Raw genomic sequence first — 24,830 nt, forward strand, 5'->3', positions numbered from 1 at the left:
GTGACGCTACGTCAAGGTCAAGATCGGCAGCGCCCTGCTCACAGGCAGCCCCTGTGCGACGCACCGAGTATTCTCGGTGGTCCGTGCGATTCGACGTGGTTCGCACTGTTCGAGGAAGAGACCTGGCTGAAGATGGTCGACACCGATCGTTGGTATCGGGAGATGTTCGAGGCCAGCACGGTCGGATTGGCACTGGCCGACGAGAACGGACTGTTGGTTCTCGCGAACGAGGCGTACGCGGCAATCGTCGGTTGTCCGCGTCATCTGTTGGCCGGCCGCTCCTCTCGCGAATTCACCCATCCCGACGATCTGGCCCAGCACGCCGCCATGGAACAGATCATGGACGACTCCAAGGCGCGTGGGGAATCGGTCCACGTCGAGAAGCGCTACCTGCATCCGGACGGCACGGTGCGGTGGGGATGGATCTCGGCCAGTGAGGTCCCCGGCCCCGGGGGCATTCGGTGGACGATGGCCGTCGTGCACGACATCACCGATCGTCGGCGTCTCGAGGACGACCTCCGCCAGGCCGCGCACACCGATGCCCTCACCGGATTGCTCAACCGGCGTGGATGGCGCGATCGGCTGCATCAGTTGACGACACCGCGTGCTGCCGGTGTCGCACTGGCTCTGGCGATGGTCGACTTCGATCGATTCAAGTCGTACAACGACAAGTACGGTCACGGACGCGGTGATCGGCTGTTGATTCAGTTCTCTGCTGCTGCCGAGGACCTGCTCGGCAGTCGAGCCTCCATCGCCAGGTGGGGCGGCGAGGAATTCGCTCTCGTCATGCCCGATGTGGGTCCGACGACCATGTCGGCCGTGCTTGCCGAGTTGTCGGCGGTCGTGCCCGACGGACAGACATTCTCGGCCGGCTACACGACACTGCGTGTGGGGGAGTCCGTCGACGACTGCTTCGACCGCGCGGACATGTTGCTCTACCGAGCAAAACGCGACGGTGGTGCGCGTTCGTACGGGGACGCAGCCGCGATTCCGACGTGACGACCGTCAGTTCTGCAGGCGACCGAATCCGACGACCCCGGAATCGGATGCGTAGTGCAGCGTGTGCACCCTGATCTTGCCGGCTTCGTTGCCGCCGACGGTGATGGCCTCGTCGCCGTCCACCGCGACGATCACGTTGGTGTGTTGGCCGGCCCAGCTGGTGTTGTCGTAGAGCACCACATCGCCCACCGAAGGCGTGTAGCCACCGACCGCTTCGAATCGGCCCTGCTCCTGGTAGTACTCCTGCAGGGTGTAGACGCCGGGAATCCGCCACGAACCCGAATTGGGGTTCGACAACGGCAGGCCCGCCTCCTTCATGATCCAGCTGACGAAATCCGCGCACCACGCTTCGTCGACGCCCTCGGCGTAGAACGTCCCCGGCCGCTGCTGCTCGTGCTCGGTGCGGAGGAGTTCGACCACCCGGGCCTGATCGGCGGTCAGCTCGCCTGCGTTCACCTCGGGGAAGGCTTCGGTGTCCCACGGGAGATACCGGCTCGGTGCCAGCCACAGAATTCCGACCGCCACCACGACGACGACAGCGGCGCAGGCCGCCGACCACAGGGGCCAGCGTCGTCGAGTGCGCGCGGTGGTGTCGATGCTCATGCGACCACGGTAGCGCGACGTGCCACACCGCTCGGCACAATGACCGTGTGACCACTTCCGAGAATCAGTCGCCCGTTGCCGTTCCGCAGCCTGTCGTGGACTCCGCGCGAGAGGCGTCGCGGATCACCGTACTGACCGGCGCAGGCATGTCCGCCGAGTCGGGGATCGCCACATTCCGGGACGCCCAGAGCGGGTTGTGGAAGGACTTCGACCCCAAGGATCTCGCCAGCCCGGAGGGGTGGCTGGCCGACAGTGACCTGGTGTGGGGCTGGTATCGATGGCGAGCCGAATTGGTCCGGCGCTCCGAGCCCAACGCCGGTCACGTGGCACTGGCTCAATGGCAGGCCCGCGCGCACGTCGACATCGCCACCCAGAATGTCGACGACCTCCACGAGAGGGCCGGGGCCACAGTTCTCGCGCACGTGCACGGCAGCCTGTTCGAGCCGTATTGCAGCGACTGTGGGACACGAGCGCAGTTCGACGGTGCCGCCGATGCTCCGGCCGAGGCCGATCAGCGGGTTCCGCCGCCGGAGTGCCCGCTGTGCGGTGGGTTGATCAGGCCGGGAGCGGTGTGGTTCGGCGAATCGCTGCCCGAGGCCGCGTGGGAGGCGGCCGAGGACGCGGTGCGCACTGCCGACCTCGTTCTCGTCGTCGGCACGTCGGGAGTGGTGTACCCGTTCGCCGGGCTGCCTGCGATCGCGCGCAGCGCCGGAGCGACGGTGGTCGAGATCAACCCGGTCGAGACCGAGCTCTCGGACATGGCCGATCACCGGTGGCGCACCACGGCCGCGACGGGATTGCCTGCATTGGTTGCCCAACTCTGATCCGCCACATCAGGCCGGTGGCCACTCGCTGCTTCGTCTGATGACGGACCCGCCGTCACGGGCGTAGTCGCCGAACCAGCAGCAGTGAAAGCCCACCGAACAGGCCGGCGATCACCAGGGTCAGGGCTGTCTCCATCGCCTGGAATCGCCAGAACAGTCGATCCTCGTGGTACTTCGTCTGGAAGGCCTCGGCACCCTGGGCGCGGATGCAGTCGATCTCGATTCTGGCGTTGTTCGCGCGCTGACGATCGGAGTACTGCTCGTATTCTGCGACCGTCTCGAATTCGCTCATGTCTCGGTAGTCGTCGGGCCAGTCACACTGCTGCAGGTCGATGGCTACGGCATCACCGTGTCGATCGACGTAGTCCGACGAGACGTTCCACCGCGGATAGATCCTGATCGAATCCATCGGCAGATAGAAGTCAGGGGTGCCGCCGTACATGTCGCCCACCTTCTGCTCCACCGTCAGTCGCTCGACTTCGGGGTTCGCGTAGTGCTCGCGGATCTGCGTCGGCAGCAGCGCCAGGAACGCAGTGGACACGACGAGGGTCGTGATCATCGCGGCGATCGTGTTCGTCATGGCCAGCGCGCATGCTGCGCCGAGCATCAGTCCCACAGCCGTGTACGCGCCTGCTACGAACCCCGTTGCCCCGAATGTCGGGAAATCCAAGCGCGATTCGCCGGTGCTCATGAACGTGAACGATCCTGGGGAAGTGCGATATTTCGCCCAGTACAGGGCGCAGCCGAGCAGTGCCATGGCGAGCATCGTCGGTACGAACACGACGAGCACGCGCACTCCGTACCACCGTCGTCTGCTCACCGATTGGGTCAGACCGAGTACGTGAGTTCGACGTTCGAGATCGCGGGTGAACACGGTGACCCCGACGAAAGTTCCGAGCACGACCGGGAGGGCGATCGTGAGAAGAATCGCCAGGCTCTGCGCGGTCTCCGCTGTGCAGTAGTCCTCACCGATCCCGAGGCAGCCCTGCAGCGCGGGAATCGGTGCCACACCGCCGTCGATCAGCGTGATGGCAATCGTGATGGCCGCCAACAGCAGTGGGGTCAGCACTCCGAACAGAATGGTCGCGCGGAACTGTCTCCACGTTACCCAGATCATGCCGCTACCGCCGCTCCGAGGTGGGCGAGCACGACGTCGTCCAGGGTGGCGTCTTCGACGCTCCAGCCCGGTGGCGTCGTCTCCGGCCGGGTGCCGTGGACGACGAACACTGCTGCGCTGGAACCGGATACGTCGGAGACGATGGTTCCGTCGTCGACGGTGGGTTCGGCATCGGTGCTCCCGACGAGCAGGTAGTGCTCGGCCGTGATGGTGTCGAGTTCGCCGTCGAGTCGAATTTTCCCGTCGCGCAACAGGAGTAGTCGATCGGCGACGTCGACCAGCTCGGACAGAACGTGTGAGGACAGGACGATCGTCGTGCCGTTCTCTGCTGCGTCGCGCATCAGCGTTCGGGCCACAGCACGTCGGGCGACCGGATCGAGGTCTGCGAGCGGCTCGTCGAGTAGAAGGACCCCCGGTCGTCGGCCCAGCGCCAGAGCCAGAGCGACGCGGGTGCGGTGACCGGGGGAGAGAGCTTTCACTCGCGCCGAGACGGAGATTCCGGCCGCATCGACGAGCTCGGCGGCGTAGGCATCGTCCCAGTGCACGTTGGTGTTTCGGCCGAATCGCAGCATGTCGTCGACGGTGAAGTGGGGGTAGAGGGGCTTGTGCTGGGCCAGATAGGACAGGCCGGGCGCTATTCCGCGTTGGCCCACGACCTCGCCGAGCACTCGGATGGATCCGGCGTCCGGTGCGAGCAGCCCGACTGCCAATGACATCAGAGTCGACTTACCTGCACCGTTGGAGCCGACGAGTGCTGTGACGCTTCCTTTTTCGATGTCGAACGAGCAGCCGTCGAGTACGGCCCTGCGTCGGAACGACTTGACCACCTCGTCCATGGTGAGAACCGCGTCGGTCATGAATCGCTGCCTTCGGGTCGGTCGAATTGTGTGTCGAGTGCTGCGGTGACGATGGCCTCGAGGTCCGGTCTGTCCAGTCCTGCTGCGAGGCAGTGGCGAATCCAGCGGCCGAGTTCGGCCTCGAGCGCCGACCTTTCGGCCATGCCGGGTTTCGCCAGCGAGGCGACGACGAAGGTTCCCGATCCGGTCCGTGGTTCGACCAGGCCTTCGCGCTCCAGTTCGCGGTAGGCCTTGAGCACGGTGTTCGGGTTGATGGCCAGTGCCGTGACCACGTCCTTCGCCGTCGGGAGCTTGTCGCCGACGGTGAGTGATCCGAGGCGTAGGGCCTGTTTGGTCTGCAGTATCAGCTGGACATAGGTGGGGATGCCGGACCGACGATCGATGCGGTACGCGATCATCAAGACCCTTTCACTAGTTGATTAGTGGAAGACGGTAATGCGGACTTCTCGGTTTGTCCAGATCTCACGGTCACTCGGTGGTCAATGCCTCGATCAGAGCGCTCATTGCCGATGCGGCACTGTCGGTTTCGCTGGGTCCCAGGGCGGCGAGGCTGGCGATGAGTGCTGCTATCTCGGGAGCGGTCAACCGCACTGGCCGGGGCTTGGCGACACTCGTCAACCGAGATCCGCCGTGCACACCCGGCACTGCATCGACAGGAACCCCGGACTCACGCAACCGGGCGAGGTCGCGCTCGACGGTGCGCACGGAAACCCCGAGCCGCTGCGCGAGTTCGGGCGAGGTCAACGGCGCAGCCGCCGACCCCAGCCATTCGACGATCCGCTGCTGACGCGCGACACGGCGCAGGGTGAGCGCGCTGTCGAGCGACCGGGGCGCATTCTCCTTCGGCACCGTTCGAATTCTTCCCGATTCCCGACACGGCCCTGACGGGAATGAGTCCTACCGTTGTCGATATGACACCTGACACCGAATCGATCGACAGCTTCTTCGCTCGTTATACGGGGTACCTGACCTCGGGTGATCTCGACGGTCTGGCCGAGATCTACAACTACCCGGCTCTGGCGGTCACGGCACGTGGATGTGCGGCGATCGGCGATCCGCAGCAGACTCGAGAATTCTTTCGGCAGGGGCAGACCTACTATCGGTCGCGCGGAATCGAGGGTGTGCGGGCCCGCGACATCGTCACCGAGGCAGAGGTGCCGGGTATCTGGGTCGGGCATCTTCTTCTGGAGAACCTCGACTCCGACGGCTCGCCGGTGGGAACCGAGCGCAATGCCTATCAGGTGGTGACGCTGGACGACGGCACGCGCCGGATCGCGGTGACGACGCCGCTCGATGCCTAGCGCTGGGCGGGACCGCACTCGGTACTGTGGGTGGGAACGGTTCTTCTTTCTCAGGTAGGGATTACAGATGGCTTTGGGCTCCGACCGATTCTGGCGTGTACTCGGCCGCTCAGCGCAGAAGGCGCAGAGCACCTCGCTTCGACGCGTCGACCGAGCCCAGGAGCACGCGGAGTGGGCAGCTGCCCTGAGTGAGAGCGAGTTGGCCTCCGAGGCGACCGCTCTGCGCGTCGACGATGCCGAGCGTCTCGACGTTCCGCGGTATCTGGCATTGACGCGCGAGGCGAGCGAGCGTGCGCTGAACCTACGGCCCTTCGATGTGCAGTTGCACGGCGCCGTGCGATTGCTCGCCGGTGACGTGGTGGAGATGGCGACCGGCGAGGGCAAGACGTTGGCCGGTGCCATCGCTGCCGTCGGATACGTGCTGTCCGGGCGCTCGGTGCACGTCATCTCGGTCAACGATTTTCTCGCGCAACGTGACGCGCAGTGGATGCAGCCGCTGTTCGAGTCCCTCGGCATCACCGTCGGTTCCATCGGCGAGTCGTCGACGGCACAGGATCGACGCACCGCCTATGCCTGCGACATCACCTATGCCTCGGTCAACGAGATCGGTTTCGACGTTCTGCGCGATCATCTGGTGAACGATCGAGACGATCTGGTCGCGCCCGGGCCGGACGTTGCCCTGATCGACGAGGCCGATTCCGTGCTGGTCGACGAGGCGCTCGTGCCGCTGGTGTTGGCCGGTTCGGTCTCCGGTGACGTCTCGACATCGACGGTCATGGAGGCAGTCCGGTTGTTGGACAAGGGTGTCGATTTCGACACCGATGCCGAAGGACGCAACGTGTTCCTCACCGACGAGGGCGCGCTGCGGATGGAGAAGGAACTGGGCGGAATCGATCTGTACTCCGAGCATCACGTCGGGACGACGTTGGTGGCGGTCAATGTGGCACTGCACGCCCAGGTGCTGGTCCAGCGCGACGTCGATTACATCGTCCGTGACGGCCGGGTGCAGCTGATCAACGCCTCGCGTGGCCGAGTGGCCGAACTGCAGCGCTGGCCGGACGGGTTGCAGGCCGCGGTCGAGATCAAGGAAGGGCTCGCCCCCACCGAGACCGGTGAAATTCTCGACACCATCACCGTGCAGGCGTTGATCAATCGGTACGCAACGGTGTGCGGTATGACCGGTACGGCCATGGCGGCGGGGGAGCAGCTTCGCACGTTCTACGGCCTCGGCGTCTCGGTCATTGCGCCCAATGTGCCGACGGTGCGCGTCGACGAAGACGACCGTGTGTACGACACGATCGAGCACAAGAACGCTGCAATTGCGCTGCAGGTGAAGGACATTCACGAGACCGGTCAGCCGATTCTCATCGGCACCCACGATGTCGCCGAGTCCGAGGCGCTGGCCGAGACCCTCACCGCGTCGGGCGTTGAGGTGGTGGTGCTCAATGCCAAGAACGACGCAGAGGAAGCGGCGGTCATCGCCGCGGCGGGTGTGCACGGCGCGGTGACGGTGTCGACTCAGATCGCCGGGCGCGGAACCGACATCAAGCTCGGTGGTCCCGACGGTGCCGATCGCGAACGTATCGCCGAGCTCGGCGGACTGTTCGTTCTCGGCACCGGTCGACACACCACCGAGCGACTCGACAATCAGCTTCGAGGACGCGCAGGCCGGCAGGGTGATCCAGGCCGGTCACTGTTCTTCGGCAGTTGGGAGGACGACGTCGTCGCGAACAACATCGGCGACAAGGATGCACCGAAGGGTATCGACGAGAGCGGAAAGTTCACCTCGTCGGCAGCGGCCGACCGTGTCGATCATGCACAACGCATCGCCGAGGGGCAGATGCTCGAAATACATTCGCGCACGTGGCGCTACAACCAGCTGACGGCTCAGCACCGTGAGATCCTGGATCGCCGACGGGCCACGTTGCTCGACTCCGACGAGGCGTTGACGTTGCTCGAGCAGCACGCACCGACGCGCTCGAAGGAACTTCGCGAGACCGTCTCGGAGGAGACTCTGGTCGAGGTCGCCCGCCAGATCGTTCTCTACCACCTCGATCGATCCTGGTCGGACTACCTCGCGCATCTCGCCGACGTGCGCGAGAGCATCCACCTGCGCGCACTGGGCCGAGAGAATCCACTCGACGAGTACCACCGTATCGCGGTCGAGGCGTTCAAGACGGTGTCCTCCAAGGCGATGGATCTCTCGCACGCGACGTTCGAGTCGGCCGAAATCACCTCGGACGGAATCGATCTGGACGAATTCGGCTTGCGTCGACCGACGTCGACCTGGACGTACATGGTGCACGACAACCCGTTCGCGTCCCGCGGAAATGCCGGTGCGGCCGGTCTGGGGCCGATTTTCGGTGGCTGACGCGCGGCGCGCGTTTCTCGCTCTCGCGTTGGGTGCGAGTGCGGTGGCCTCCGGGTGCGCCGACTCGTACGGCGAATTCCCTGCAGGCAAGACGTATTCGTCGATCGAGGCACCCGACTCCTACACGCCGGTCGCCGGAACGACGGTCAGGCTCGAGTTCGTCGACGACAGAATCTCGGCCGAGGCGGGGTGCAACAGGTTGTTCGGCACCGTGGACACCTCGCAGGGCAGGATCACCGTCGACTCCCTCGGGTCGACGCGGATGGCCTGCCCTGAGGCGTTGATGGAGCAGGACATGTGGCTGTCGGCTTTCCTGACCTCCACTCCACTGTGGTCTCGGGACAAGGGCACCATGACCTTGGACAACGGGAGTCAGCGCATCGTCTTCGCGGAATTCTGATCGATCAGCGGCGGATGCGGTCCGCCGCGGTGTGGCGTACTCCGTCGAGGAAGAGTTTCAGTCCGAAATCGAATCTGCTCGTCGGGTCGGGACTCTCGAAGAGCGGCGACGCGTCGGGCGTGAGGGCTCCGACCGAGTCCATCTGGAGTCGTGACTGCTCGTCCACGGTCTGACCCAGGATGTAGTACAACAACGTGTCGGCGGTGAGTTCCGCGTCGCGGCGCGGCAGCCCCGCGCGAATGCACACGGCGGCAATACGTTCGCGAATGTGGTTGGTGGTCAGCCTCGACGCGTAGGTCGCGGCCACCAATTCCGCACCGTCGCGTCGGGAGAGCAGAGCATCGCGCAGCCGGTGCGCGATCTGTGCGATCTGTGCGTCCCACGAATCCTCGGTCGACGGTGCATCGGCACCCGAGAGTATGTGGTCGGCAATGGCACCGAGCAGCGTCTGCTTGTTGGGGAAGTGCCAGTACAGCGCGCCCGGCTGCACGTGCAGGGACGTCGCCAGACGCCGCATCGTCAGGTCTGCCAGGCCGTACTCGTCGAGAATGGCGATCGCGCCGTCCAGGACGTCCTGCCTGTTCAGTTGCACTGCTACCCCCAAGTCGTTCGACGCGTCTTCGCTTTGACAGTAGCCGAGCGCGGTGCCTAACGTGAACGCCGTTCAACTTGAACGGTGTTCAATGATGATGCCGTTCGACTACGAGGGGACCCGGAATGGACATTTTGCGCACGGCGCGTACACAGGTGCTCGGCGACGGCATCGCGCTCGATCGATCTCAGGTTCTCGAGGTTCTCGAGCTCGGCGACGACCGTCTCGAGGAGACGATGCTGTTGGCCCACGAGGTGCGGATGCAGTGGTGCGGGCCCGAGGTCGAGGTGGAAGGAATCATCAGCCTCAAGACCGGCGGGTGTCCCGAGGACTGCCACTTCTGTTCGCAATCCGGTCTTTTCGCGTCCCCGGTTCGTGCCGCGTGGCTCGATATCCCGTCGCTGGTCGAAGCCGCGAAGCAGACCGCGAAGACCGGAGCGACGGAATTCTGCATCGTCGCCGCGGTACGCGGACCCGACGCTCGGCTGCTCGCGCAGGTCGCCGCAGGTATCGAAGCCATCCGGAACGAGGTCGAGATCGATATCGCCTGCTCGTTGGGAATGCTCGATCAGGATCAGGTCGATCAGCTCGCGGCGATGGGTGTACATCGCTACAACCACAACCTCGAGACCTCCCGCTCGTACTTTCCGAACGTGGTGACCACCCACACGTGGGAGGAACGGTGGAACACACTGCGGATGGTGCGCGAGGCAGGCATGGAGGTGTGCTGCGGCGGAATTCTCGGTATGGGGGAGACGCTGGAGCAACGTGCCGAGTTCGCCGCCGATCTCACCGCGCTCGAACCCGACGAGGTGCCCCTGAACTTCCTCAATCCAAGACCGGGAACCCCGTTCGGAGACCTCGATGTGCTGCCTGCATCCGATGCTCTGCGCGCCGTCGCCGCGTTTCGTCTCGCTCTGCCGCGCACGATTCTCAGATTTGCCGGTGGCCGCGAGATCACTCTCGGAGATCTGGGTGCCAAGCAGGGAATTCTCGGCGGCATCAATGCCGTCATCGTCGGCAACTACCTGACGACGCTCGGTCGTCCGGCAGAGCAGGATCTCGATCTTCTCGGCGAGCTGCAGATGCCGATCAAAGCGCTCAACTCGACTATCTGATGGGCGTATTAGGGTGGGTCGAATGACGAGCGAGACCCACTTCGACCCGTACACCGGTCGGCCTGTCGACGCCGGAGCCGAGGCGGGTGCGGATTCGTTGTCGGTCGCCGTCCGGCTCGGGTTGGAGCCGCCGCGGTTCTGCGCAGAATGCGGTCGCCGCATGGTGGTCCAGATCGTCCCCGACGGGTGGACGTCGCTGTGCTCGCGTCACGGCCTCGTCGATTCGGCCGCGACGGGTAGGCGCTAGGTGGTGGTCATGTCGGACGTTCTCGAAACGCCACCGCGGAGCAGCACCGTTCGTGTGCTGTCGGTGGTCGTCGGAATCTCGGTGGCAGTGTCGGCTCTGGGCGGGGTGCTGTGGGGGTTCTTGGCACCGGCGCAGCAGTTGCTCGTGGTGGCGCAGGATCGCGGGGCGGCCCTGACCGGGGAGAGCCTGCACAGCTTCGACGGCCTCGCACTGTTCGCGTTCGTGTCCCTGGCCCTCGGTCTCGTTCTCCCGATCGGGTGGTGGCTGTGGAGATCGGAGCGGGGTCCGCGGCTGTTCGGTGCCGTCTTCGTCGGTGCACTCGCCGGCTCGGTCGCTGCGGTCCTGGTGGGCAACGGGATTGCTGCTCTTCGGTTTCCGAAGGCCGGCGACCCGGCGGTCGGGTCGATCGTCACCGTTGCGCCCAGTATCGATACTCCGCTGGTGCTGATCGTTCAGGCGCTGACGGCTTCGCTGGTGATCCTGCTGCTGGCGGCGATGAATCCCAACGACAATCTGCAACACACCGATCCCGATCCGGACGACCTCGATGTCGAGTTCTTCCCGCCGCCACCGTCGTTCGACTCGAATCGAGCCGACTGACAGCAGCAGTTCACGCCTGGGGTGGCCTCAGTGCGGCGAACTCGTCGGTGACTCGAATGCTGTTGTCGGCAAAGCGAAACAGTGCAGGCGGTCTGCCACCGGCCTTGCCGGACGGCGCGCGCCGTCCGGTGGGTTCGATGACACCGCGCCGGCTCAGCACCCGCTGCAGGTTGGTGGCATCGACCTGATATCCGAGTGCGGCACCGTAGATCTCGCGCAGCGACGAGATCGCGAAATCGACCGGAGCCAGTGCAAATCCGATGTTGGTGTACGAGAGTTTCGCGACCAGTCGATGTCTCGCGTGCGCGACGACGGTTCCGTGATCGAAGGACATGTCGGGCAGTGCCGAAACCGGGTGCCATGCGGTGTCCGAAGGGAGTGTCGGTTCTGCCGAGATCGGCACCAGGCCGAGGAAGGTCGACGCGATCCGCCGATCTCCCGGTACGCGTTCGGGTTCGCTGAAGACGGACAGCTGCTCGAGGTGCGCCACCGAGCGCACGTCGACCTTCTCGGCGAGCTGACGGCGCGCGGACGCGGCGAGATTTTCGTCGTCGCGCAGGGTGCCACCGGGCAGCGACCAGGTGCCGGCCTCGGGGTCGAGCGCGCGTTGCCACAGCAGCACCCCCAGTTCCGGGGCGTCGGGGTCGGAAAAGGGTCGAACTTGGAACACCGCGATGAGTACTTCGTGGACGGTGCTACGATGGATCATGTTTTCGATCATAGGTCGAAAACTCCCTCGGAGGAAATTCGGTCACCGACGACCGGATGATCGGTGAAGGAGAACCGTCATGACCAGCAGCGCTACCCGGGTGAACATCCTGGACTCGGCATTCGCCGGAGTTCGCGACATCGTCGATGGAGCAGGTGGTTACGGGGGAGTGGAGGCAACTCCGGAATGGGCGGCCGAGGTTCGACGGCTCGCCGATCTGCGCGGCGCGACGCTGCTCGCGCACAATTACCAGCTGCCTGCGATTCAGGACGTTGCCGACCATGTCGGCGACTCGCTCGCGCTCTCGCGGATGGCCGCCGAGGTCCCCGAGGACACGATCGTGTTCTGCGGAGTGCATTTCATGGCCGAGACCGCAAAGATCCTGAGCCCACAGAAAACGATCCTCATCCCGGACCAGCGAGCCGGCTGCTCACTGGCCGATTCCATCACCGCAGACCAGCTCCGCGAATGGAAGGCCGATTTTCCCGACGCCGTCGTCGTCTCGTACGTCAACACCACCGCCGAGATCAAAGCACTGACCGACATCTGCTGCACCTCGTCGAACGCCGTCGAGGTGGTCGAGTCGATCGATCCGGGTCGCGACATCCTGTTCCTTCCCGATCAGTTCCTCGGCGCGCACGTCAAGCGCGTCACCGGGCGCGAGAACCTGCACATCTGGGCCGGCGAATGCCACGTACACGCCGGCATCAACGGCGACGAACTGGCCGAGAAGTCGCGCACCCACCCCGATGCCGAGCTGTACGTGCACCCCGAATGCGGCTGCGCAACATCGGCGCTGTACCTCGCAGGCGAGGGATTCGTACCCGCCGACAAGGTCAAGATCCTCTCCACCGGCGGCATGCTCGACGCTGCCCGCACCACCGCGTCCAAGCAGGTTCTGGTCGCCACCGAGATCGGCATGCTGCATCAACTGCGGATGGCGGCACCCGACGTCGACTTCCTCGCCGTCAACGACCGCGCATCGTGCGGCTACATGAAGATGATCACCCCAGCTGCTCTGCTGCGCTGCCTCGTCGAGGGGCGCGACGAGGTGCACGTCGACCTCGAGACCGCGAACATCGCGAGCAAGTCGGTGCAGCGGATGATCGAGATCGGCACCCCGGGCGGCGGCGAGTGAATCCAACGGTCGCGTGGGAAACCGCGGCCGATCTCGTCGTCGTCGGCGGTGGAATTGCCGGACTCACCGCGGCCCGCACTGCGGCGGCCCGCGGCCTGCGGGTGGCGACCGTCAGTAAGGGACATTCCACCGACACGGCGACGCAGTACGCCCAGGGTGGGATCGCGGTCGTCGGTCCCGCACTCGAGGATTCGATCGAATCGCATGTGGCCGACACCTGCGTTGCCGGTGCCAGCCTGTGCGACGAGGACTCAGTGCGCTCCATCGTCTCGGGCGGACGCGCGGCGATCACCTCGCTCGAAGCTGCGGGTGCCGAGTTCGATCGCGCTGCCGACGGCTCCGTCGCGCGGACCCGCGAAGGCGGTCACAGTGTGCGCCGCATCGTTCACGCCGGTGGAGACGCCACCGGGGCCGAGGTGCAACGCACCCTCGACGGTGCAGTGCCGACGGTGCAGTTCGACACGACCGCGCTGCGGGTGCTGACCACCGACGGCGAGGTCGTCGGCCTCCTCGTGCGCGGGCCTCGCGGTGTCGGCGTCGTTCATTGCCCGACGGTTCTCCTGGCCACCGGCGGACTGGGACAGCTGTATTCGTGCAGCACCAACCCACCGGGTGCGACGGCCGACGGCATCGCACTCGCCCTCGATGCAGGTGCACGGATCGCGGATCTGGAATTCGTGCAGTTCCATCCGACGGTGCTGTTCGCCGCCGGGTCCACGGGCCGTCGTCCGTTGATCAGCGAGGCGGTACGCGGCGAGGGTGCCCATCTGGTCGATGTCGCAGGCCGTGCGTTCATGGCCGGAGTGCACCCGCTCGGTGACCTTGCGCCCCGCGACGTGGTGTCCCGGGCCATCGCCGAACTGCTGTACGAGCGCGGTGACGACCACGTGCTGCTGGACGCCCGCCTCGTGGAGCACTTCCACGAGCGATTCCCGACTGTGACCGCCTCGTGCCTCGAGGCCGGAATCGATCCGGCGACGGACCTGATTCCGGTGGCACCCGCAGCGCACTACTCGTGTGGGGGCGTGGCGACGGATACAACCGGGCGCACCTCGGTTCCCGGCTTGCTCGCCGCAGGCGAAGTGGCGCGCACCGGCTTGCACGGTGCCAACAGGTTGGCGTCGAACAGTCTGCTCGAGGGTCTCGTCGTCGGTGAGCGCGCGGCCTACGTGGCTGCCGAACGGGTCGGCCGACACGGCAGCATTTCGGATGTCCCATTGCCCACGTATCGCCGCATCGACCGCGCGGTGCTGCAGCGAACCATGACCGCCGAGGTCGGCGTCGTACGCGATGCAACGGGTCTTGCTGCGGCGCAACGCGTCCTGGCGCACGGTGTCGTATCGGAACCGCCGGTCGATGCACGTGCTGTCGAGGATGCTGCGTTGACCGCTGCGGCGGAGGTCATCGTGCTGGCCGCGAACCACCGCCGCGAAAGCAGAGGGTGCCACACCCGACGGGATTTCCCCGAGAGTGCACCGGCGCAACGTCGAAGCCTGCACATCGAACGAGATCCCGAGGGACGGTTGGCGATCGTGAACGACGAAGTGATGACGGGAGCACGCTGACATGACCGATACTGCGAACGAGGTGAACCCGGGCGTCGATCGCGCCGAGGTACTCGCACTGATTCGGACCGCGCTCGACGAGGACCTGCGGTTCGGACCCGACATCACCACGCTGGCAACGGTTTCCGAGGATGCCATCGCCACGGCGTCGGTGGTCTCGCGTCACTTCGGCACGATCGCCGGGATCGATGTCGGCCTCCTGGTTCTCGACGAGGTGATCGGAGCCGACGGATACTCCGTCGTGCATCGCATCGAGGACGGATCCGAAGTCGAACCAGGACAAGCCGTGCTGACGGTCGAGGCCCCGACTCGGGGCTTGCTCACTGCCGAACGCACGATGCTCAACGTCGTCTGCCATCTCTCGGGGATCGCCACCGCGACGGCCGGCTGGGTCGCCGAGGTTGCAGACACCGAGTGCAAGATCCGGGACAGTCGAAAGACGTTGCCGGGGTTGCGTTCGCTGCAGAAGTACGCGGTGCGTGCCGGTGGCGGCGTCAATCACCGGATGGGTCTGGGCGATGCTGCGCTGATCAAGGACAATCACGTGGCAGCGGCCGGTTCGGTCGTCGCTGCGTTGAACGCGGTTCGGGCCGCTGCGCCGAACATCGCCTGTGAAGTGGAGGTCGACAGCCTCGAGCAACTCGACCAGGTGCTCGCCGCGAACGTCGAACTTGTTCTGCTGGACAACTTCGCGCTGTGGCAGACGCAGATGGCCGTGCAACGTCGCGATACGTTCGCGCCGCAGACCAAGCTGGAATCCTCGGGCGGACTGACCGTCGACGTGGCACGGGACTACGCGCGCACGGGGGTCGACTTCCTCGCGGTGGGCGGTCTGACACACTCGGTGACAGTGCTCGATCTCGGCCTGGACATGTAGTCGAGCCTCGCAATGTGAGGAATTCGTACGAAGATGGAAGTTCAGAGTGTCCGCCTCGACAGTTGGATCTGGGCGGTCCGGTTGTTCAAGACGCGGTCTGCCGCCGCTGCTGCCTGCCGCGGCGGCCACGTCCGTGTCAACGGAACTCCTGCCAAACCCGGGCATCGCATCGGCCCCGACGACGAGATCAGGCTCCGGTCCGACGGAGTGGAGAAGATCGTCGTCGTGGTGCGGGCCATCGGCAAACGCGTCGGCGCAGCGGTCGTTCCCGAGTGCTTGATCGATCGCAGTCCGCCGCCGCCCCCGAAAGAAGTTCTGGCTTCCGTACCGAGACGGGATCGAGGGGCGGGTAGGCCCACCAAGCGCGATCGTCGTGAGATCGACCGACTGCGGGGCCTTGGCCTCTAGTGCGCCCGGTTCTTCGCAGGGTGTGAGCCCGTCTAGCGGCGCTTTCCGCTGCGTCGGGCGTTCGTCTTCGTCTTGGCAACGGGGCGAGCAGGTTTGGAGGGGTGCGCTTTCTTCTTCTTGACCGGCACCTCGTCCGATGCACCGCGCGAGCTACGGGTCGACCGTCCTCGAACGATGCCGATGAACTCCTCGATGCGGTCGTCCTCGTGTTCTGCGACCCAGGCCAACGCAATCTGGGACTGCTCTATGTCGGTCACTGGGCGGTAGACGAGATCTTTGCGTGCGTTGAATCGGGCCACCGAGTGCGGCACTATTGCCACCCCCAGCCCGGCAGCCACGTACTCGAAAGTCTCCGCGACGGTATTCATCGGCGGTAGTTCCGGGCGGTTGCCGACTTCGAGTTCCGTTGCCACAGCTGCCCATTCGGGTACCGTCGCGGGATCGGCCAGCAGATGCTCGTCGGCGAGATCGCTCGCGGTGACCGAATCGAATGCGGCGACTGCATGGTCCTTCGGGACCACCACGACCTGGACTTCCTGATACAGGCCGATGGCGTTGAGGCCCTGACGATCGAGCGGCGGTCGGACGAAGCTCACATCGACCGTGCCGTCGCGCAACGCCGCCACCTGTGTCTCGGGTGTGGTCGCGACCACGGAGAGCGTGACATCGGGGAACCGATCAGCCCAGATGCGCGTCCACTTCGTCAGCGTCACTCCCTCGGCGTACCCGATGGTGAACGTGGTCGGCTCGGCAGCAGCAACCTGCGCGAGTTCCGAGAGTCGATCGTCCTCGGCGATGTCCACCAGCGCCCGCTCGAGCAGAGCGCGGCCGTCCTCGGTGAGCTCGGTGGGGGATGCCCCCGGCACGAACAGATCGACGCCGAGCTGTTCCTCGAGTTCCACGACCGTCTTGCTCAAGCGGATTCGCGAGATTCCCAGTGACTGAGCAGCGCGCGCGAAATGCAGTTGCTGCGCCACCGCCGCGTACCAGCGCAGTGTCTGCACATCGATGTTCACGGTGTCGAGCCTATGGGACGACGCGGACCGGGAGCGACCGTGGCGTCGAGAGTGCCGATGGCCGGATAAGCTGTTCCGGTGAGCCCGGAGAACAAGCAGCAGACCATGAAGCCATTGACCGCGGCGAACAAGCTCGGCATCTACCTTCCCGCAGCACCCGAAGAGTTCCAGAACTCGATGGTCAGCAGGTCCGAACTGGACGCACTGCGCAGCGATCCGCCGCAGTGGTTGACCGAACTGCAGACCAACGGACCCTTCCCCCGCGACGTCATCGCGAAGAAGCTGGGCGTGTCCATCGCAGGGCTGGCCCGTGGTGGTGTCACCGAGGCGCTGACCAGCGAGGCGATCGAAGAACTCGTTGCCAGCCCACCGCAGTGGCTCGTCCGGGAGCGTCGCACCCAGATTCAGGTGCGCAAGGATGCCGAACGCATCAAGGAGAAGCAGGAAGCGCGTCGTACCTCGGGCAACCGACCGACCAAGCTGCGCAACCTCTAGCTCGAGACGATTCCGTCGAGGTAGAGCCACCGGCCGTCCACGCGGACGAAGCGGCTCACCTCACTCATCGAGCCCGCCCCGCCCGGATGCTTGTATCGAGCTCGGAACTCGACGGTTCCCGCGTCGTCGAACAGCCCGCCGGCGTCGGTCGCGAGAATGTCGAGTCGGTACCACCGTTGATCGGGGTCCAACTCCAGCTCGGCCGGTGCGGTGTCGGGATGCCACGATGCGCGGAGATAGTCCACGTCTGCGACGGCGAACGCAGTGAATCGAGATCGCATCAGCTTCTCGGCTGTCGGCGCGCTCGCAACGCCGCGCAGGTACGGCTCGCAGCACGCGTCGAACGTGTCACCGCTCGAACACGGACACCGCCCGCTCACTCGTCGACAACCTCGACCGTATAGGTGCCGAGTTCGTGCTCGTCGCGCTTGCCGACGTCCTGGATCCACGTGTTGGCCTCGAGGAGTGTGTCGAACAGTCCCAGCGGAATCGGGTCGCCGCCGAGTGCGTTCTTCATGATCACGCGGTATTTCCTCACGGTGTCACGCGCCGGACGGTCGCGAGGAACGTAGCGGCAGCGAAGAACATCCCGGCGAACGTGCGATTCATCGTTTTCTGCTGGCGCTGCGAGCGCATCAGCCGCAGAACCCGAGATGCCAGCGAGGTGTATCCGGTCATCACCAACATGTCGACCGCGACCATCGTGGCCGCGATGACGAGGTACTGAGTGAGCAGAGGCCGCGCTGGATCGAGGAACTGGGGAAGGACGGCAACCATGAACACGACGGCCTTCGGGTTGCTGGCGTTGACGAGGAATCCTCGTACCAGCATCGTCGTTCCGCGATCGGCCACCGCGGGGGCGTCGGCGACGTCGGTCGGGGCTGCCCGCCACTGCCGAATGCCCAGGTAGACCAGGTACGCGACACCGAACCACTTGATGGCAGTGAACGCGAGCGCCGAGCTGGCGAGCACTGCCCCCAGTCCGACGGCGACGATGCCGATCTGCAGGAGCAGACCGATCTGCAGACCGAAGATGTTCCAGTATCCGCGGCGCAGGCCGTAGCGAAGCCCGGTGGACATCGACGCGATGGCGCCTGCACCGGGGGAGAGACTGATGACGATGCTCGCGCCGAGGAAGGCGAGCCACACTGACCAGGACATGCGTTCATTGAACTACGACCGTCAACTCGAATTCGGCCCGGCCGTGGGTGTCGAACGCGCCGAAGCAGGGTAGGCCACCGAGATGGCAGACATCAGAAGTATCGACACCGGCCCCCAGCAGGTCACCCGGCAGACCGAAGTTCGGGCACCGGCATCCGAATTGTTCGACATCGTGGCCGATCCCAACCGGCACGGTGAGCTCGACGGGTCCGGGACGGTCAAGGACACCGTCCGCGGCCCCGATCGACTGAGCACCGGCGCGAAGTTCTCCGTCGGCATGAAGCAGTACGGCGTGCCGTACAAGATCACCAGCACCGTCACCGAGTTCGTCGACGCCGACAAGCACAAGGTGATCGAGTGGCAGCACCCGATGGGGCACACCTGGCGCTGGGAGTTCGAGGAGAAGCAGCCGGGGCTGACCACGGTCACCGAGAGCTTCAAGTACGGCACCGCCAAGGTCCCGAAGATGCTCGAGCTGTTCAAGATGCCGCAGAAGAATGCCCAGGGCCTCGAGAGCACGCTGCACAACCTCGCGGCCCGCTACGCCTGACAGTTTTGGCGACAACCCTCGCTGTCCACAATTCGCGTTCGGATGCACAACCGACGATCGACGACGCGAATTGTGGACACCGAGGTGTCCCTTGCCCTGATCTATTCTGACCGGCATGCCGATCGATCCCGACACCAAGAACTGGACCTGGGTACTCGAGCGAGCGTGCCCGGATTGCGGGTTCGACTCGAGTGCCGTCGAATACGACGCAATCCCGGACCTGATCCGCGCCGACGTCGAGCGTTGGGAAGCGGTTCTGCGGCGCGAGAACGTTGCACTGCGTCCCGACGACTCGACGTGGTCCGCGCTCGAATACGCCGCGCACGTACGTGACGCGCACCGCATCTTCCGGACCCGGCTCGCACTGGTGTTGACCGAGGACGATCCCGAGTTCGCGAACTGGGACCAGGACGCCACCGCGCTGGCCGAGGACTACAACTCCCAGAATCCTGCGGAGGTGGCGTCGGAACTCGGCGACGCCGCCCGCGCTCTGGCCGACGATTTCGCCGCTGTACCGCCGGAGAATCGGCATCGGACCGGTCGGCGCAGCGACGGATCGAACTTCTCGGTCGAATCACTGGCCGCCTACTACATTCACGACCCCATCCATCATCTGTGGGACGTGCGGGGCTGAGCGGAATTCGGTGGAACTATCCTGGGTGTTCGAACCACACTGTTTCGACCGAACCCCGGCTTCGACCGAACTCCGGCACCGAACCGACTTCACGAAGGGGCCCACTATGCCTGCCCGCATCGAGCTCGCCCGCGTCGATCTACGCGGACGAACTCCATCCACTGCCGAACTACGCGGCGCACTTCCCCGAGGCGGAGTGGATGTCGATTCGGTGCTGCATCAGGTTCGCCCCGTCGTCGACGCGGTCAAGGAGCGCGGTACCGACGCGGCCCTCGAGTTCAGCGAGAAGTTCGACGGAGTCCGACCGGACCGCATTCGAGTTCCTCAGCAGGAATTGGTTCGAGCACTAGAGGAGCTGGATCCGGCCGTCCGAGCGGCGCTCGAGGTCGCGATCGAGCGAACCCGTCTGGTGCACTCGGATCAGCGCCGAACCGACCACACCACCCAGGTGGTACCCGGCGGCACCGTGACCGAACGCTGGATCCCGGTCGATCGCGTCGGCCTGTACGTGCCCGGAGGCAACGCTGTGTACCCGTCGTCGGTCGTGATGAACGTGGTGCCCGCGCAGATCGCCGGCGTCGGATCTCTGGTGGTGGCTTCGCCGCCGCAAGAGAACTTCGGCGGACTGCCGCACCCGACGATCTTGGCTGCGGCGCAGCTGCTCGGCGTCGACGAGGTCTGGGCGGTCGGCGGTGGCCAGGGTGTCGCGCTGCTCACCTACGGAGGCGTCGACACCGACGGCGGCGAGTTGGCACCGGTCGATCTGATCACCGGTCCGGGCAACATCTACGTCACGGCGGCCAAGCGGCTGTGTCGCTCGCTCATCGGAATCGACTCCGAGGCAGGACCGACCGAGATCGCGATTCTCGCCGACGCCACCGCGGACCCGATTCACGTGGCGGCGGACCTCATCAGCCAGGCCGAACACGACGTCATGGCGGCCAGTGTGTTGGTCACCGACAGCATCGAACTGGCCGATGCCGTGGACCAGGCCGTCAACGCACAGATGGCATCCACCCGGCATGCAGAGCGCGTGGCCACCGCACTGAACGGAAGCCAGTCCGGCATCGTGCTGGTCGACGACGTCACTCAGGGATTGGCCGTGGTCAACGCCTACGCCGCCGAGCATCTCGAGATTCAGACGAAGGACGCGTCCGACGTCGCATCCCGGGTGCGCAGCGCCGGTGCCGTGTTCGTCGGAGCGTGGTCGCCGGTGAGCCTCGGTGACTACTGCGCCGGCTCCAACCACGTACTTCCGACGGCGGGATGCGCACGCCACTCGTCCGGCCTGAGTGTGCAGACGTTCCTGCGCGGCATCCATGTGGTGGACTACAGCGAAGCCGCGCTGAAAGATGTTGCGGCGCACGTCATTGCGCTGGCCAACGCGGAGGATCTCCCGGCTCACGGAGAAGCGGTGCGGCTGCGGTTCGAAGGGCTGCGTACCGGTGATCCATCATGACCGATGCTCTGGGACAAGCGGTCTCGCTGGACGACCTCCCGCTGCGTGAGGCACTGATCGGCAAAACGCCGTACGGTGCGCCGCAGCTCACCGTGCCGGTTCAGTTGAACACCAACGAAAATCCGCACCCGCCGACGCAGGCATTGATCGACGATGTGGCGGACTCCGTTCGGCTCGCCGCCGGTCAGCTGCACCGCTACCCGGATCGCGATGCGGAGGAGCTGCGTGCCGACCTCGCTCGCTACCTCACCGAGCAGACCGGCTTCGCTGTCGACACCGCCAACGTGTGGGCGGCCAACGGGTCCAACGAAATTCTGCAGCAGTTGCTGCAGGCGTTCGGGGGACCGGATCGCACCGCGCTCGGCTTCGTGCCGTCCTACTCGATGCACCCGATCATCTCCTCCGGGACCCAGACCGAATGGATTCCGGCGAAGCGTCGGGCAGATTTCTCTCTCGATGTCGACTACGCAGTGCAGGCGATCGAAGAACGAAAGCCCGACGTCGTGTTCGTCACCAGCCCCAACAATCCGACGGGCCACAGCATCGACGAGGCGGATCTGCGCCGAATCCTCGACTCCGCACCGGGAATCGTGGTGGTCGACGAGGCCTATGCGGAATTCTCCTCTGCGCCCAGCGCGATCGGGTTGATCGAGAGCTACCCCAGCAAGATCGTGGTCAGCCGAACCATGAGCAAGGCGTTCGCGTTCGCCGGCGGTCGGCTGGGATATCTGGTGGCTGCCCCGGCCGTCGTCGACGCAATGCTGTTGGTGCGCTTGCCCTATCATCTCTCGGTCGTCACGCAGGCAGCTGCGCGGGCGGCGCTACGGCACGCCTCGGACACTCTCGGGAGCGTGGCCGAACTCTCCGCCGAACGAGATCGTGTGGCAGCGGCTCTCGGCCACCAGGGGTACGACGTGGTGCCGTCCGACGCCAACTTCCTGCTCTTCGGCCGGTTCTCCGATGCGGCCGCGACCTGGCAGCGGTACCTGGACGACGGCGTGCTCATCCGGGACGTCGGAATTCCCGGGTATCTTCGCGTCACCATCGGACTGGCGCACGAGAACGACCGATTCCTCACCGTCAGCGCAGCACTCGCATCGACCGAAACAGCAGAGGCACCGAAGTGACAACACCCGCCCCCCGCATCGCCAAGATCGAGCGCACCACCAAGGAATCCGACATCTCGGTCGAGCTGAACCTCGACGGGACCGGCATCGTCGACATCTCCACCGGCGTTCCGTTCTACGACCACATGCTCACCGCGCTCGGCACCCATGCTCGTTTCGACCTGACGGTGCGCGCGAAGGGCGACATCGAGATCGAGGCGCACCACACCGTCGAGGACACCGCGATCGTGCTCGGGCAAGCTCTCGGCCAGGCCCTCGGCGACAAGGCGGGCATCACTCGGTTCGGCGACTCGTTCATTCCGATGGACGAAACGCTCGTGCACGCGGCTGTCGATGTGTCCGGTCGTCCGTACTGCGTACACACCGGTGAGCCCGACTACATGGTGCACTCGGTGATCGGCGGCTACCCCGGTGTTCCGTACTCCACCGTGATCAACAAGCACGTGTTCGAGACGCTGGCCTCGAACGCTCGGATCGCACTGCACGTCCGGGTGATCTACGGCCGCGATCAGCACCACATCACCGAAGCCGAGTTCAAGGCCGTGGCTCGGGCACTGCGTCAGGCCACCGAGTACGACCCTCGCGTGACCGGTGTGCTGTCCACCAAGGGAAGTCTGTGATCGGTCGATCGGCGCTCGTGCGTTGAGTGGCCTGAGCTCCATCCGCGGTCTTCCGGCCGCGATGGCCATGGGCGCGGCCTCCTTCGGCGGGTGGGGGTTGCTGCTCCCGGTGGTTCCCCTCGCTGTGTCCCAGTCGGGGGCATCGGACGCGGTGGCCGCGGCCAGTACCGCGATCTTCATGGCCACGACGGTGATCACTCAGCTGTTCGTGCCGGGCATGCTGATGCGAGTCGGCCACCGCGCGGTTCTGGCCGCCGGGTGTCTGCTTCTCGGGCTGCCTGCACTGCTGTTCATCGTCTCCGTCGAGGCCGTACCGGCGCTGGCGGTGTCGGCCCTGCGGGGCACCGGATTCGGAATGTTGACCGTCGCCGGTGCCGCCATCGTCGCCGAGCTCGCTCCGACAGCGCTGCTCGGCCGGGCGACGGGCGCGCAGGGCATCGCCGTCGCCTTGGCTCAGATGGTCACGCTGCCATTGGGTCTGGTGATATTCGCGGCGAGTCCTACTGCCGTGTTCGTACTCGGTGCTCTGGTGCCCGCAGCAGGCCTGATCGGCGTGGCGCTGTTGCCGCCGACCCGGCCCGCGCCGCAGCCGCCGAGGATCGAGCGGGTTCGCCTCGACGTTCGTCAATTCCTGGTGCCGTGTCTCGTCGTGGCCTCGGTGTCCGCGGCCTACGGGGGAATCACCAGTCTGCTGCCCATCGCCGAATCGAACCGAGCCGCGATGATCGGACTCGCACTGGCCGTCGTCAGTGCCTCGATGCTCGTCGGGCGTTACGCCGCTGGCTCGGTGGCGGACCGCATCGGAATCGGACGCTCTGTGCTTCCGGCGCTGGTGTCGGCGGCGATCGGGATCGCCCTGTTCGCGATCGCTGCGCTCGGCAACATGCCCGCGGCGCTGTTCTTCGTCGCAGCCGTCCTGTTCGGAATCGGGTACGGCGCATGCCAGAACGACAGCCTCGTGATGGCGTTCGACGCAGCCGGACCCGCCCGCTACAGCAGCGCGAGCGCCGTCTGGAACATCAGCTTCGACGCGGGCACCGGGGCGGGCGCACTCGCCCTCGGTGTCCTCGCGACAAGTGTGGGGTACACCGCGGGATTCACCGCAGCCGCTGCCACGGTGGTCGTCGTCGCGGCGGTGGCGCTCATCGCGAGACCACGCCCCGATAGACTCCGCGCATGACTTCTGTGGTGTTGCTCGATTACGGCTCGGGCAATCTGCACTCGGCGAAGAGGGCTCTGGCCCGGGTCGGTGCCGATGTGACCGTGACCTCGGACTTCGACGAGGCCCTGAATGCAGAAGCGCTGGTCGTTCCCGGTGTCGGTGCGTTCGCCGCCTGCATGGAAGGTCTGCTGGCGGTGAAGGGCGATCGCATCATCGGGCGTCGACTCGCCGGTGGGCGTCCCGTGCTTGGTATCTGCGTCGGAATGCAGATCCTGTTCGACCGCGGCGTCGAATTCGGTGTCGAAGCCAACGGGTGCGGGGAGTGGCCGGGAACGGTCGAGCGCCTGCAGGCCGAGGTGCTGCCGCACATGGGCTGGAACACCGTCGAGGCGCCGGAGAAGAGCGTGCTGTTCGACGGCATCGATCCCGAGACCCGGTTCTATTTCGTCCACTCCTACGCTGCCCAGCAGTGGGAGCTCGAACCCAGCGACACCATCGCTGCGCCGTTGCTCACGTGGGCCGATCACGGCGGCCGATTCCTCGCTGCCGTGGAGAACGGCGCTCTCTCGGCCACTCAGTTCCACCCGGAGAAGTCCGGTGACGCCGGGGCTGCGCTGCTGGAGAACTGGGTCCGATCGGTGTGAGCGACCGCGAGTTCTCACTCGGGCGCTTGGCCTTTCGCGCACTCGGTTCGGCTGTGATCGTGCTCGCCCTTGCGACGGCACTGATCGCTGTGCTGCAGCCGAGTGCCGGGGTGGGTCTGGTCATCGCGTTGGCCGGTGTGGTCGGCGCGATCGCGGCCATGGGTGTGGTGTCCACGCGCATGACGCGCAAAGAACTCCGGTAGGACGACAGACGACCCGTTTTGAGTTCACAGCCG

Annotated in this window: 32 protein-coding genes; 21 read left to right on the forward strand and 11 right to left on the reverse strand. The window is 65.5% G+C overall.

All coding sequences use genetic code 11. The annotated features are described in order from the left end of the window. The gene (locus CH295_RS20610; RefSeq protein ID WP_094741780.1) at nucleotides 1-999 is read left to right on the forward strand and encodes a GGDEF domain-containing protein; all 999 of its coding nucleotides are present in this window, start codon (nucleotides 1-3) and stop codon (nucleotides 997-999) included. A 6-nt stretch (nucleotides 1,000-1,005) separates the two neighbouring features. Here CH295_RS20610 and CH295_RS20615 read toward each other — a convergent pair whose 3' ends face one another. After that, nucleotides 1,006-1,602 carry a CHAP domain-containing protein gene (locus CH295_RS20615; protein WP_094741781.1) on the reverse strand — a complete coding sequence of 199 codons (597 nt, stop codon included), beginning with the start codon at nucleotides 1,600-1,602 and terminating at the stop codon, nucleotides 1,006-1,008. Nucleotides 1,603-1,649: 47 nt separating this feature from the next. On the opposite strand from CH295_RS20615, the gene CH295_RS20620 reads away from it, so the two are divergent. Then, nucleotides 1,650-2,426 (forward strand): SIR2 family NAD-dependent protein deacylase, encoded by a 777-nt coding sequence (locus tag CH295_RS20620; RefSeq protein ID WP_094741782.1) that lies wholly within the window; start codon nucleotides 1,650-1,652, stop codon nucleotides 2,424-2,426. Between the two features lie 55 nt (nucleotides 2,427-2,481). On the opposite strand, the gene CH295_RS20625 is transcribed toward CH295_RS20620, so the two are convergent. From CH295_RS20625 to CH295_RS20640, 4 genes are all read right to left on the reverse strand, one after another. Continuing rightward, nucleotides 2,482-3,543, reverse strand: a complete 1,062-nt coding sequence (locus CH295_RS20625; RefSeq protein ID WP_094741783.1) for an ABC-2 membrane transporter-related protein — start codon at nucleotides 3,541-3,543, stop codon at nucleotides 2,482-2,484. Next, nucleotides 3,540-4,400: an ABC transporter ATP-binding protein gene (locus tag CH295_RS20630; protein ID WP_094741784.1), complete on the reverse strand. Its 861-nt coding sequence runs from the start codon at nucleotides 4,398-4,400 to the stop codon at nucleotides 3,540-3,542. The genes CH295_RS20625 and CH295_RS20630 overlap by 4 nt, the downstream gene beginning before the upstream one ends. Beyond that, nucleotides 4,397-4,798: a GntR family transcriptional regulator gene (locus tag CH295_RS20635; RefSeq protein WP_037192750.1), complete on the reverse strand. Its 402-nt coding sequence runs from the start codon at nucleotides 4,796-4,798 to the stop codon at nucleotides 4,397-4,399. The genes CH295_RS20630 and CH295_RS20635 overlap by 4 nt, the downstream gene beginning before the upstream one ends. Nucleotides 4,799-4,868: 70 nt before the next feature. Continuing rightward, nucleotides 4,869-5,249 carry a helix-turn-helix transcriptional regulator gene (locus CH295_RS20640; RefSeq protein WP_252342117.1) on the reverse strand — a complete coding sequence of 127 codons (381 nt, stop codon included), beginning with the start codon at nucleotides 5,247-5,249 and terminating at the stop codon, nucleotides 4,869-4,871. A gap of 62 nt (nucleotides 5,250-5,311) precedes the next feature. On the opposite strand from CH295_RS20640, the gene CH295_RS20645 reads away from it, so the two are divergent. The 3 genes from CH295_RS20645 to CH295_RS20655 all read left to right on the forward strand — a co-directional run bounded on the left by CH295_RS20645 (nucleotide 5,312) and on the right by CH295_RS20655 (nucleotide 8,472). Beyond that, complete coding sequence (locus CH295_RS20645) at nucleotides 5,312-5,701, forward strand: DUF6841 family protein (protein WP_094741786.1); 390 nt, start codon at nucleotides 5,312-5,314, stop codon at nucleotides 5,699-5,701. Nucleotides 5,702-5,768: 67 nt separating this feature from the next. Further along, nucleotides 5,769-8,072, forward strand: a complete 2,304-nt coding sequence (gene secA2 / locus CH295_RS20650) for an accessory Sec system translocase SecA2 (protein WP_094741787.1) — start codon at nucleotides 5,769-5,771, stop codon at nucleotides 8,070-8,072. After that, nucleotides 8,065-8,472, forward strand: coding sequence for an META domain-containing protein (locus CH295_RS20655; protein WP_170945992.1), 408 nt, complete (start codon nucleotides 8,065-8,067; stop codon nucleotides 8,470-8,472). The genes secA2 and CH295_RS20655 overlap by 8 nt, the downstream gene beginning before the upstream one ends. A 4-nt stretch (nucleotides 8,473-8,476) precedes the next feature. Here the strand turns inward: CH295_RS20655 and CH295_RS20660 are convergent, their stop codons facing one another. Continuing rightward, a complete protein-coding gene (locus tag CH295_RS20660; protein ID WP_037192738.1) occupies nucleotides 8,477-9,064 on the reverse strand; it encodes a TetR/AcrR family transcriptional regulator C-terminal domain-containing protein in 588 nt (195 codons plus the stop codon). Nucleotides 9,065-9,189: 125 nt separating this feature from the next. Between CH295_RS20660 and bioB the strand changes: the two genes are divergently transcribed. Genes bioB through CH295_RS20675 form a run of 3 tightly spaced genes read left to right on the forward strand, consistent with a single transcriptional unit; the run spans nucleotide 9,190 to nucleotide 11,029 of the window. Further along, complete coding sequence (bioB, locus tag CH295_RS20665; protein ID WP_094741789.1) at nucleotides 9,190-10,182, forward strand: biotin synthase BioB; 993 nt, start codon at nucleotides 9,190-9,192, stop codon at nucleotides 10,180-10,182. A gap of 22 nt (nucleotides 10,183-10,204) precedes the next feature. Then, nucleotides 10,205-10,429, forward strand: a complete 225-nt coding sequence (bsaP, locus tag CH295_RS20670; protein WP_037192732.1) for a biotin synthase auxiliary protein BsaP — start codon at nucleotides 10,205-10,207, stop codon at nucleotides 10,427-10,429. Between the two features lie 9 nt (nucleotides 10,430-10,438). After that, a complete protein-coding gene (locus CH295_RS20675; RefSeq protein ID WP_037193483.1) occupies nucleotides 10,439-11,029 on the forward strand; it encodes a DUF2567 domain-containing protein in 591 nt (196 codons plus the stop codon). Between the two features lie 10 nt (nucleotides 11,030-11,039). On the opposite strand, the gene CH295_RS20680 is transcribed toward CH295_RS20675, so the two are convergent. Beyond that, nucleotides 11,040-11,738, reverse strand: a complete 699-nt coding sequence (locus CH295_RS20680) for an NUDIX hydrolase (protein WP_037193481.1) — start codon at nucleotides 11,736-11,738, stop codon at nucleotides 11,040-11,042. A 79-nt stretch (nucleotides 11,739-11,817) separates the two neighbouring features. Here CH295_RS20680 and nadA point away from each other — a divergent pair, with 79 nt between their 5' ends. Genes nadA through CH295_RS20700 form a run of 4 tightly spaced genes read left to right on the forward strand, consistent with a single transcriptional unit; the run spans nucleotide 11,818 to nucleotide 15,726 of the window. Next, entirely contained in the window at nucleotides 11,818-12,876 is a 1,059-nt protein-coding gene (gene nadA / locus CH295_RS20685) for a quinolinate synthase NadA (protein WP_052047833.1), read from the forward strand. Next, a complete protein-coding gene (locus CH295_RS20690; RefSeq protein ID WP_094741790.1) occupies nucleotides 12,873-14,441 on the forward strand; it encodes an L-aspartate oxidase in 1,569 nt (522 codons plus the stop codon). The genes nadA and CH295_RS20690 overlap by 4 nt, the downstream gene beginning before the upstream one ends. Before the next feature lies 1 nt (nucleotide 14,442). Beyond that, nucleotides 14,443-15,318 carry a carboxylating nicotinate-nucleotide diphosphorylase gene (gene nadC, locus CH295_RS20695; protein ID WP_094741791.1) on the forward strand — a complete coding sequence of 292 codons (876 nt, stop codon included), beginning with the start codon at nucleotides 14,443-14,445 and terminating at the stop codon, nucleotides 15,316-15,318. 33 nt (nucleotides 15,319-15,351) lie between these two features. Further along, nucleotides 15,352-15,726, forward strand: coding sequence for an RNA-binding S4 domain-containing protein (locus CH295_RS20700; RefSeq protein ID WP_037192726.1), 375 nt, complete (start codon nucleotides 15,352-15,354; stop codon nucleotides 15,724-15,726). 32 nt (nucleotides 15,727-15,758) lie between these two features. Here the strand turns inward: CH295_RS20700 and CH295_RS20705 are convergent, their stop codons facing one another. Then, entirely contained in the window at nucleotides 15,759-16,742 is a 984-nt protein-coding gene (locus tag CH295_RS20705; protein WP_094741792.1) for a LysR family transcriptional regulator, read from the reverse strand. 78 nt (nucleotides 16,743-16,820) lie between these two features. Between CH295_RS20705 and CH295_RS20710 the strand changes: the two genes are divergently transcribed. Next, on the forward strand, nucleotides 16,821-17,237 hold the full coding sequence (locus tag CH295_RS20710) for a DUF5997 family protein (RefSeq protein ID WP_094635416.1): 417 nt from the start codon (nucleotides 16,821-16,823) through the stop codon (nucleotides 17,235-17,237). Here CH295_RS20710 and CH295_RS20715 read toward each other — a convergent pair. The 3 genes from CH295_RS20715 to rhtB are packed head-to-tail and all read right to left on the reverse strand — an operon-like array spanning nucleotide 17,234 to nucleotide 18,398. After that, nucleotides 17,234-17,617 (reverse strand): YchJ family protein, encoded by a 384-nt coding sequence (locus CH295_RS20715; RefSeq protein ID WP_094741793.1) that lies wholly within the window; start codon nucleotides 17,615-17,617, stop codon nucleotides 17,234-17,236. The genes CH295_RS20710 and CH295_RS20715 overlap by 4 nt on opposite strands. Continuing rightward, nucleotides 17,614-17,760 (reverse strand): hypothetical protein, encoded by a 147-nt coding sequence (locus CH295_RS27890; protein WP_155292933.1) that lies wholly within the window; start codon nucleotides 17,758-17,760, stop codon nucleotides 17,614-17,616. The genes CH295_RS20715 and CH295_RS27890 overlap by 4 nt, the downstream gene beginning before the upstream one ends. 11 nt (nucleotides 17,761-17,771) lie before the next feature. After that, complete coding sequence (gene rhtB / locus CH295_RS20720) at nucleotides 17,772-18,398, reverse strand: homoserine/homoserine lactone efflux protein (RefSeq protein ID WP_094635415.1); 627 nt, start codon at nucleotides 18,396-18,398, stop codon at nucleotides 17,772-17,774. Nucleotides 18,399-18,480: 82 nt separating this feature from the next. On the opposite strand from rhtB, the gene CH295_RS20725 reads away from it, so the two are divergent. The 8 genes from CH295_RS20725 (at nucleotide 18,481) to CH295_RS20760 (ending at nucleotide 24,797) form a co-directional block, all read left to right on the forward strand. Further along, the gene (locus CH295_RS20725; protein WP_094635414.1) at nucleotides 18,481-18,948 is read left to right on the forward strand and encodes an SRPBCC family protein; all 468 of its coding nucleotides are present in this window, start codon (nucleotides 18,481-18,483) and stop codon (nucleotides 18,946-18,948) included. A 115-nt stretch (nucleotides 18,949-19,063) separates the two neighbouring features. Then, on the forward strand, nucleotides 19,064-19,582 hold the full coding sequence (locus CH295_RS20730; protein ID WP_094741794.1) for a DinB family protein: 519 nt from the start codon (nucleotides 19,064-19,066) through the stop codon (nucleotides 19,580-19,582). A 106-nt stretch (nucleotides 19,583-19,688) separates the two neighbouring features. Then, complete coding sequence (hisD, locus tag CH295_RS20735; RefSeq protein WP_094741860.1) at nucleotides 19,689-21,041, forward strand: histidinol dehydrogenase; 1,353 nt, start codon at nucleotides 19,689-19,691, stop codon at nucleotides 21,039-21,041. Then, entirely contained in the window at nucleotides 21,038-22,168 is a 1,131-nt protein-coding gene (locus tag CH295_RS20740; RefSeq protein ID WP_094741795.1) for a histidinol-phosphate transaminase, read from the forward strand. Before hisD ends, CH295_RS20740 begins: the two co-directional genes overlap by 4 nt. After that, the gene (gene hisB / locus CH295_RS20745) at nucleotides 22,165-22,788 is read left to right on the forward strand and encodes an imidazoleglycerol-phosphate dehydratase HisB (RefSeq protein ID WP_032394340.1); all 624 of its coding nucleotides are present in this window, start codon (nucleotides 22,165-22,167) and stop codon (nucleotides 22,786-22,788) included. The genes CH295_RS20740 and hisB overlap by 4 nt, the downstream gene beginning before the upstream one ends. A 61-nt stretch (nucleotides 22,789-22,849) precedes the next feature. Next, nucleotides 22,850-23,968, forward strand: a complete 1,119-nt coding sequence (locus CH295_RS20750; protein ID WP_094741861.1) for an MFS transporter — start codon at nucleotides 22,850-22,852, stop codon at nucleotides 23,966-23,968. Beyond that, nucleotides 23,965-24,594 (forward strand): imidazole glycerol phosphate synthase subunit HisH, encoded by a 630-nt coding sequence (gene hisH / locus CH295_RS20755; protein WP_037192708.1) that lies wholly within the window; start codon nucleotides 23,965-23,967, stop codon nucleotides 24,592-24,594. The genes CH295_RS20750 and hisH overlap by 4 nt, the downstream gene beginning before the upstream one ends. Beyond that, nucleotides 24,591-24,797: a hypothetical protein gene (locus CH295_RS20760; protein ID WP_037192707.1), complete on the forward strand. Its 207-nt coding sequence runs from the start codon at nucleotides 24,591-24,593 to the stop codon at nucleotides 24,795-24,797. Before hisH ends, CH295_RS20760 begins: the two co-directional genes overlap by 4 nt. Nucleotides 24,798-24,830: the final 33 nt, after the last annotated feature.

Origin of the sequence: Rhodococcus sp. 14-2483-1-2, assembly GCF_002259405.1 — a bacterium.
Classification (GTDB): Bacteria; Actinomycetota; Actinomycetes; order Mycobacteriales; family Mycobacteriaceae; genus Rhodococcoides.